General features: G+C 70.9%; 7 protein-coding genes and 3 pseudogenes. 6 read left to right on the forward strand and 4 right to left on the reverse strand.

The window, feature by feature from the left end:
- Positions 1-298, forward strand: a pseudogene (locus FXN61_RS53785) (primosome assembly protein PriA); the annotation flags it as partial.
- 10 nt (positions 299-308) lie between these two features.
- Here the strand turns inward: FXN61_RS53785 and FXN61_RS45130 are convergent.
- Complete coding sequence (locus tag FXN61_RS45130; RefSeq protein ID WP_167979961.1) at positions 309-776, reverse strand: hypothetical protein; 468 nt, start codon at positions 774-776, stop codon at positions 309-311.
- A gap of 66 nt (positions 777-842) precedes the next feature.
- Between FXN61_RS45130 and ggt the strand changes: the two are divergent.
- Positions 843-2,612 (forward strand): annotated as a pseudogene (gene ggt / locus FXN61_RS45135) (gamma-glutamyltransferase).
- Positions 2,613-2,636: 24 nt separating this feature from the next.
- Here ggt and FXN61_RS45140 read toward each other — a convergent pair.
- The 3 genes from FXN61_RS45140 to FXN61_RS45150 are packed head-to-tail and all read right to left on the reverse strand — an operon-like array spanning position 2,637 to position 4,910.
- On the reverse strand, positions 2,637-3,155 hold the full coding sequence (locus FXN61_RS45140) for a DinB family protein (protein WP_167979962.1): 519 nt from the start codon (positions 3,153-3,155) through the stop codon (positions 2,637-2,639).
- A 10-nt stretch (positions 3,156-3,165) separates the two neighbouring features.
- Complete coding sequence (locus FXN61_RS45145) at positions 3,166-4,308, reverse strand: hypothetical protein (RefSeq protein WP_167979963.1); 1,143 nt, start codon at positions 4,306-4,308, stop codon at positions 3,166-3,168.
- Entirely contained in the window at positions 4,308-4,910 is a 603-nt protein-coding gene (locus FXN61_RS45150) for an RNA polymerase sigma factor (protein ID WP_246293046.1), read from the reverse strand. Before FXN61_RS45150 ends, FXN61_RS45145 begins: the two co-directional genes overlap by 1 nt.
- Positions 4,911-5,030: 120 nt before the next feature.
- On the opposite strand from FXN61_RS45150, the gene FXN61_RS45155 reads away from it, so the two are divergent.
- From FXN61_RS45155 to FXN61_RS45170, 4 genes and pseudogenes are all read left to right on the forward strand, one after another.
- Positions 5,031-5,180, forward strand: a complete 150-nt coding sequence (locus FXN61_RS45155) for a hypothetical protein (RefSeq protein ID WP_167979964.1) — start codon at positions 5,031-5,033, stop codon at positions 5,178-5,180.
- Positions 5,181-5,227: 47 nt separating this feature from the next.
- On the forward strand, positions 5,228-5,776 hold the full coding sequence (gene def, locus FXN61_RS45160; protein WP_167979965.1) for a peptide deformylase: 549 nt from the start codon (positions 5,228-5,230) through the stop codon (positions 5,774-5,776).
- A 2-nt stretch (positions 5,777-5,778) separates the two neighbouring features.
- Positions 5,779-6,705, forward strand: coding sequence for a methionyl-tRNA formyltransferase (gene fmt, locus FXN61_RS45165; RefSeq protein WP_167979966.1), 927 nt, complete (start codon positions 5,779-5,781; stop codon positions 6,703-6,705).
- Positions 6,706-6,859: 154 nt separating this feature from the next.
- Positions 6,860-7,578: pseudogene (locus FXN61_RS45170) on the forward strand (transcription antitermination factor NusB); the annotation flags it as partial.

Consider the following 7,578-nt stretch of genomic DNA (forward strand, 5'->3'; position numbering starts at 1 on the left):
CCGGGCTCGCCGCGCGCACCGAGCTGGGATTCCCGCCGGCCGTGCGGATGGCGACCGTCGACGGCACGCCGGACGCGGTGAACGCCCTGCTCGACGAGCTGCATCTGCCGCCCACCGGCGAGATCCTCGGACCGGTGCCGCTGGCGACGACGAGTCCAAGGAGCGGGCGCTGGTGAGGGTCTCGCGCGGTGAAGGGCGTCAGCTGGCCGCCGTGCTGGCCGAGGCTCAGGCCGTGCGGACAGCGCGGAAGGAACAGGAGCTGGTGCGCATCAAACTCGACCCGCTCGAGGTCCTGTGAGGCCCGTCGATCAGCTCACGTAGTGCGAGCGCAGGCCGGCGATGTGACTGCGGATGTCCTCGTCCGTGAGCTTCTCGTACTCGAGGTACTCGCTCATGTAGGTCATCAGTTCAGCGCGTTCCGGGTGCTGCTCGCTCGCGATCACGTGCGCCGTCGTGCCCGCGATGCCCGCCGGGAACAGCAGGAAGCCGTCGAGGCCCGCCATCGTGTCGAAGGAGGCGTTCTTGGCCTCCCACAGCGTCCAGACGTCCTCCTCGCGGCCGCACTCGGCGAGCAGCAGCGCGGCGAGGACCATCGTCTCGCTCAGGCCCCAGCCCTCGCGGTGGGCAGCCGTCTCCTCGGCCAGCAGATGGCGCAGCAGGTCCGCGTCACCGTCGCGGCGTTGACCCAGAAGAAGGTGCAGGGCTTCCTCGCGGTCGGCCTCGTCGAGCGGGGTGTTCGTGAAATCGGTTCGCAACTGGTCAAGATCGATCGACACCTCCGCACCTTAGGCCTTCCTCAAGGGGTGTTGCCAACCAGCCACAACGGAGTAGAAGTTCTGCGCATGTTGCGAACGGTTGCCGCACTGACGCTCTCCGTCGTACTGGTCGCGCCTGCTTCCGCGGGCGCGGCAGAACCACCGCCCCGCGTGCCAGAGCAGGTCGGCTGGGGCGGCGCGGTTTCCAGCGTCGACCCCGACGCGTCCCAGATCGGCGTCGACGTGCTCCGCCGCGGTGGCAACGCGGTCGACGCCGCTGTCGCCACGGCCGCCGCACTCGGCGTGACCGACCCGTTCTCCGCCGGCATCGGCGGCGGAGGGTTCTTCGTCCACTACGACGCCCGCACCGGCCGCGTGTCCACTTTGGACGGCCGCGAAACGGCGCCACGTTCCGCCACCGACCAGCTCTTCGTGGAGAACGGCAAGCCGCTGCCGTTCGCCGAGGCGATGACCAGCGGCCTGTCCGTCGGTGTCCCCGGCACGCCCAAGACGTGGCAGCAGGCGCTGCGCAAGTGGGGCACGCTGAACCTGCGCGAGGCGATGGCGCCCGCGGAAGCCTTGGCGCGCCGCGGTTTCGTCGTCGACAAGACGTTCAACTCGCAGATCACCAACAACGCCGCCCGGTTCGCCGACTTCACCTCGACCCGCGACCTCTACCTGCCGGGCGGCCAGCCGCCCGCGGTGGGCAGCACGTTCCGCAACCCTCAGCTCGCCGACACCTACCGCGAGCTCGCCCGCACCGAGCTGGCGTCCCTGTACGGCGGCGCGGTGGGCCGCGACCTCGTGAAGACCGTGCAGAAGCCGCCCGTCGTGCCCGGCTCGACCCGCAACGTCCGTTCCGGCGCCATGGAGATCTCCGACCTGGCCCGTTACCAGGTCGAACGCCGTGACCCGACGCACTCGCGCTACCGCGGCCTCGACGTCTACGGCATGGCGGCGCCGTCGTCCGGTGGCACGACCGTCGGCGAAGCGCTGAACATCCTCGAGTCGACCGACCTCGCGAAGGTCTCGGACGTCGAGTACCTGCACCGCTTCATCGAGTCGACCAAGCTCTCGTTCGCCGATCGCCTGCGCTGGGTCGGTGACCCGGCCTTCTCCGACGTTCCGACCAAGGGCCTGCTCTCGCAGAAGTTCGCTGACAGCCGTGCGTGCCTGATCAAGCCCGACGCCGTGCTGCCCGCTCCGCAGCCCGCCGCGGACCCGCGCAATCCCCAGGCCTGCGAGGCCACTGCAGGCCTCTCAGCACTGCGCGAAGACGCCGAACGCACCACGCACCTGACGGTCGCCGACCGCTGGGGCAACGTCGTCGCCTACACCCTGACCATCGAGGCGGAGGGCGGCAGCGGCATCGTCGTGCCGGGCCGAGGCTTCCTGCTCAACAACGAGCTCACCGACTTCGAGTTCGTCGCCCCCACCGCGGGCGTCCCGCACCCGAACCTCCCCGGCCCCGGCAAGCGCCCGCGCTCGTCCATGGCCCCGACCATCGTCGTCGACCACGGCAAGGTCCTCCTCGCCGTCGGCTCGCCGGGCGGCTCCACGATCATCACCACGGTCACCCAGATCCTGACCGCGCGCCTGGACCGCAAGATGTCCCTGCTCGACGCCGTGGCCGCCCCGCGCGCCTCCCAGCGCAACGCGGCGACGACCCCGGCCGAGGCGGAGTTCATCGCCGCCGCCACCACCGCGGGCTGCAGGCGATCGGCCACAAGTTCAGCCAGAACGCCGAGATCGGCGCCGCCACGGCCGTCGAACGCGCGTCGGACGGCCGCTGGGCGCGCGGTCGCCGAGCCGAAGCGGCGCGGGGGAGGTGCGGCCCGCGTGGTGAAGGTGGGCTGAGCTGCTGGTTCGCGACTGCGCGCGCTATTTGTTGGTGCTCCCGTCGATGCGTTCGCGGATGAGGTCGGCGTGGCCGTTGTGCTGCGCGTACTCCTCGATCATGTGGATGTAGAGCCAGCGCACCGACATCTCGCCCCACCGCACGTGGACGAAGGTGTCGTCGAGGTCCCGCGTGGCGCCTGCCGCGCGGGCCTCGGCCATCTCTGCGACGAGATCGGAGTACTCGGCCTCGGCGCGGGCCGGGTCCAGGTCCTCGAAGGCGACGTCCCAGTTCGGGGGTGTGCTGTAGCGGGCCTTGACGTCCTGGCCTGCCAGGCGGACGCGGAACCAGACGCGCTCCACGTCGGTCAGGTGGCGGATCAGGCCCAGCAGGGTGAGGTTCGAGGGTGGCGTGGAGGCCGTGGCGAGCTGCTCGCCGGTCAGGCCCGCGCAGTTGCGCAGAAACGTGGCTCGATGGCGGTCGAGCCACGCTTCCAGCATCGGGCGTTCAGCGCCGAGAAACGGTTCGTCCGTGACTTCTGCTTCGGGTGCCGTCCAGGTCATGGCTCCATGATCAGCTGATCCCGCCCTCGTAGACGATCTCATTTTCGGCGTTGCGGGCGACCAGGTGCAGACGTTCGCGGTTGACCGGCGCGGTGCTCGGGAGGGACAGCGTGGCGAGGAAGTGACCGTCCTCGACTTCCGCGGTCACCGGAGGGTTGCCGCCGTCGGACACCTCCACGGTCTTCGCCTGGTGGTCGGTGCGTCCTGCTAGGACGTAGTCCGATCCGAGCTTGCGGCCGCCGAGGACGATGGGCCGGTCGGACTCGTCCCAGCTGACCTCGAGCTGCGACACGGAGGCCGAGCTGGACTTGGTGAAGGTGCAGGTGGCCCACTTGTCGTGCTCGCGATGGGCGATCAACATGCCTTCGTGCTCGGCGAGACCCACCTCCAGCAGCGGCTTCCAGCCCTGGAGGTGCTCGGCGCTCCAGCCGGCCTCGTAGGCGTTGTCACTGCACCTGTCGACGAGGTTGACCAGCGCCCACGGGTCGGTGTCGCCGCTCTCGAAGTTGTCCGTGCCGGCCGCCGGCTTCGAGGGGAGGCGCGGCATCCGCACGCTCCGTTCGTCGAAGACCAGCTCGGTGGCCGAGTTGCGGCTCTGGGTCTCGATGATGAAGAAGTCCGGCGTGACCACGCCGTCGCTGAACGAGCCGGGGTTCGCGTGGGTGTTGTAGGACTGCCTGGCTTTCGCTGTGTGTGCGCTGAACGGTGGCACGCCGGCCACGACCTTCTCTGAGCGATAGGCGATCGAGCCCCCCTCCAGCTGGACCGGCTCGAAGTCGTCCGCCGCGACGCCGGCGCGGGAGAGGGTGAGCTCGCAGAAGCGGCCGTCCTTGCCGACCAGGACCTTGCGCAGCCCGAAGACGACCATCTCGGTGGACTGCCAGTTCTGGTCGTTCAGGGCGGTGCGGCACCGGGCCAGGTCCTGGCCGGACGGGGTGACGACGCGCTCGTGGCCGTGGCCGGGTTCCTGGAGGAATGGCCGGGTGACGAACTGGGTGACGGCGACACCGCCCGCGACCAGGAGGAGGACCCCGGCGGCCGCGGCCAGCGGAGCGCGGCTGTGGCGCCGCCCTTCCACCTGGGTGAAGTCCGGGCGCATGCGCTCCTTGACGTCCGCGGGGAGCTCGCGGCGGGGTGGCAGGTCGAGGGCCATCACTCCACCTCCAGGGTGTCGTCGGAGAGTTGCTTGCGCAGGCGGGTGCGGGCGCGGGAGATGCGGGAGCGGATGCTGACCTCGGCGACGCCCAGCGCCTCTGCGGCCTGCGCGGTGGACAGCTCGCCGAGCAGGACCAGCTCCACGGCCTCACGCTCGGCGCGGGGAAGGCGTTCAACGGCCTCCAGCACCTGGCGCAGGCGGGCCTCGTGGTCCAGGGACGACGCGACCTCGTCGGCGTGGTCGCGCTGCACGTCGTTTCTCGGCACGCGGTGCAGCAGCCGCGTGAACCTCGCCTTGCGGCGGAACTCCGAACGCGCCAGGAAGCCCGCGACGGTGAACAGCCACGGCAGCGCGCTGTCCCGCACGAGGGTCATCTCGGCGCGCCTGCGCCAAGCGGTCATGAACGTCGCCGACGTCAGGTCCTCCGCCGTCGACCACGACGCGGTCAGCCGGTAGGCGTGGTTCCACACCGCCTCGGCGTAGCGGTCGTACAGCTCGCTGAACGCGTGCTCGTCACCGCGCGCCCACAGTTCGGCGTCCGACGGGGCGTCGTCGCGCACGCCGGCCGCCCCCTCCCAGCTCGGTCGCATCAGCCTCATGTCCCGGAGGTGTCCACCTTCTGACCGAGTGTTGCACCCGATCTTCCTACCTCGGGCCGATGAAGGCTCGATACCGCAAGCCGATGTGGGCTGACCTGCGCGAACGGCACAGTTCATGTCATGACGACGACCACTGTCACCGGCGCTCCGGCAGCTGACTTCAACTTCCACGCGTTGTTCCGCCCCGTGCTGACGGCGCTGCGCTTCACCGGCCACTTCCTCGTGGCGCTGGTGGGCGTGATCTTCCTCGGCAGCGCGTCCGAGCACTGACCGCGCTCCTCGTAGACTGGCCACCAGTCCACCACGAGGAGCATTGCGTGACCGTCCAACCCATCCGCCTGTTCGGCGACCCTGTGCTGCGCACCTCCGCTGTCGAGGTCACCGACTTCGACAAGGAACTGCGCACCCTGGTCAAGGACCTGTGGGACTCGATGCAGAACGCGGGCGGAGCGGGACTCGCCGCGCCTCAGCTCGGCGTTGGGCTGCGCGTGTTCACCTACCATTGCGACGGCTTCGCGGGACACCTCGTCAACCCGACGTGGGACGTGGTCGGCGAGGAGATGCAGGACGGCCCGGAGGGCTGCCTGTCCATCCCCGGCATGTCGTGGGACTGCAAGCGCCACCTGCACGTGGTGGCCAAGGGCTGGAACATGCACGGTGAGCCCATCGAGGTCGAGGGCACCGAGACGCTGGCGCGCTGCATCCAGCACGAGACCGACCACCTCGACGGCGTGCTGTTCCTCGACCGCCTCGACGCCGAGACCCGCAAGCAGGCCATGAGGGAAATCCGGCAGGCCGAGTGGTTCGACGGTACGGTCCCCACCTTGAAGCAGAGCCCGCACCCACTCTTCGGCAGGTCCAGCTGACCATGCGACTCGTGTTCGCCGGCACGCCCGAGGTCGCACTTCCCTCGCTGCGCGCCTTCATCGACTCTCCGCGCCACGACGTCGTCGCCGTGGTCACCCGCCCCGACGCCCCCTCCGGCCGAGGCCGCAAGCTCGAGCGCTCCCCGGTCGGCGCGCTCGCCGACGAGCACGGCATCGAGGTCCTCACGCCCGCGAAGGCTGGCGATCCTGAGTTCCTGGACCGCTTGCGCGCGCTGGAACCCGACCTCTGCCCGGTCGTCGCCTACGGCAACCTGCTGCCGCAGCGGACGCTGGACGTCCCGAAGTTCGGCTGGGTCAACCTCCACTTCTCCGTGCTGCCCGCCTGGCGCGGCGCCGCGCCGGTGCAGGCCGCCGTGCGCAACGGCGACGACATCACGGGCGCCTCCACGTTCCGGATCGTCAAGGAGCTCGACGCCGGCCCGGTGTTCGGCGTGGTGACCGAGAAGGTGCGCGACCGCGACACCTCCGGCGACCTGCTGACCCGGCTGTCCGAGTCAGGCGCACAGCTGCTGCTGTCCACTGTGGACGGCATCGAGGACGGCACCCTGCGCGCCGTCGGCCAGCCCGCCGACGGCGTCACCTACGCCGCCAAGATCAGCGTCGAGGACGCGCGCCTCGACTTCACCACGCCCGCGGTGGCGGTGGACCGCCTGGCCCGCGCCGTGACGCCCGAGCCAGGCGCGTGGGCCGAGTTCCGTGGTGAGCGGTTGAAGCTCGGTCCCGTGACACCCGTGGACGACGTGACGCTGCCGGCCGGCGAGATCCTCGTCGAACGCAAGCGCGTGCTCGTGGGCACGGCGACCACCGCCGTGGCCCTCGGTGAGGTCCAGGCGCAGGGCAAGAAGCGCATGGCCGCCACCGACTGGGCCCGCGGCGTGCGCATCGAGGCAGGGGAGCGCATCGCATGATGTGCTCCGGAACGAGGGCTCGCGGCATCGCCGCGCGAGCCCGGGCACGGGCAGACGCGGGCAGGACGCAACGCCGTGGCACGGCACCGGACCGCTTGGCGGCCGGTACGAACTTGGCGCGCGTTGTCCGTGCCGGAGCAGGGGAACGCATCTCATGACCGACCACTCGCGAGGAGCCTCCAAGCCCTCCCGTCCGCGCAGGCCGCACCCGCCGCGCAGGCGCACCGGACCCTCCAGGCCGCCCGTGGAGGACCCGGCACGCCTCGCCGCGCTCGAGACGCTGCGCGCGGTGCGGCAGCGCGAGCGGTACGTGAACCTCGTGCTGCCGCAGATGCTGCGCGACCGTCGCATCACCGGCCGCGATGCCGCGCTGGCCACCGAGCTCACCTACGGTTCGGCGCGAGCGCAGGGCCTGCTCGACGCCGTCATCGAGGCGTGCTCCGACCGACCGCTGTCCGAAGTGGACGGTTCGGCGCTCGACGCGCTGCGGCTCGGTGCGTATCAGCTGCTACGCACACGGATTCCGTCGCACGCGGCGGTCGCCTCGACCGTCGACCTCGTCCGGGCCGAGCTCGGTCCGGGATCGCGGGCTTCGTCAACGCCGTCCTGCGCCGGGTCGCGGAGCAGGACGAGGCGGCGTGGGTCGACGAGCTCGCACCCGACCCGGACACGGACCCGATCGGCAACCTGGCCTTCACCCACGCCCACCCGCGCTGGATCGCGCAGGCGTTCGCGGAGGCCCTCGGCAGCCGTGGCGAGCCGCTGAAGCTCGCCCTGGAAGCCGACGACGCCAGGCCGGCCGTGCACCTGGTGGCACGTCCGGGCGAGGTGAGCGCCGACGAGCTCGCCGCCATCACCGGCGGCGACGTGGCG

Source organism: Lentzea indica, from assembly GCF_012184385.1.
In the GTDB taxonomy this organism is placed as follows: Bacteria; Actinomycetota; Actinomycetes; order Mycobacteriales; family Pseudonocardiaceae; genus Lentzea; species Lentzea indica.

Coding starts and splice junctions, on each gene's coding strand:
- FXN61_RS45140 (WP_167979962.1), bottom strand. CDS start 3,155: ATGACCTGGACGGCACCCGAAGCAGAAGTCACGGACGAACCGTTTCTC.
- FXN61_RS45145 (WP_167979963.1), bottom strand. CDS start 4,308: ATGGCCCTCGACCTGCCACCCCGCCGCGAGCTCCCCGCGGACGTCAAG.
- FXN61_RS45150 (WP_246293046.1), bottom strand. CDS start 4,910: ATGAGGCTGATGCGACCGAGCTGGGAGGGGGCGGCCGGCGTGCGCGAC.
- FXN61_RS45155 (WP_167979964.1), top strand. CDS start 5,031: ATGACGACGACCACTGTCACCGGCGCTCCGGCAGCTGACTTCAACTTC.
- fmt (WP_167979966.1), top strand. CDS start 5,779: ATGCGACTCGTGTTCGCCGGCACGCCCGAGGTCGCACTTCCCTCGCTG.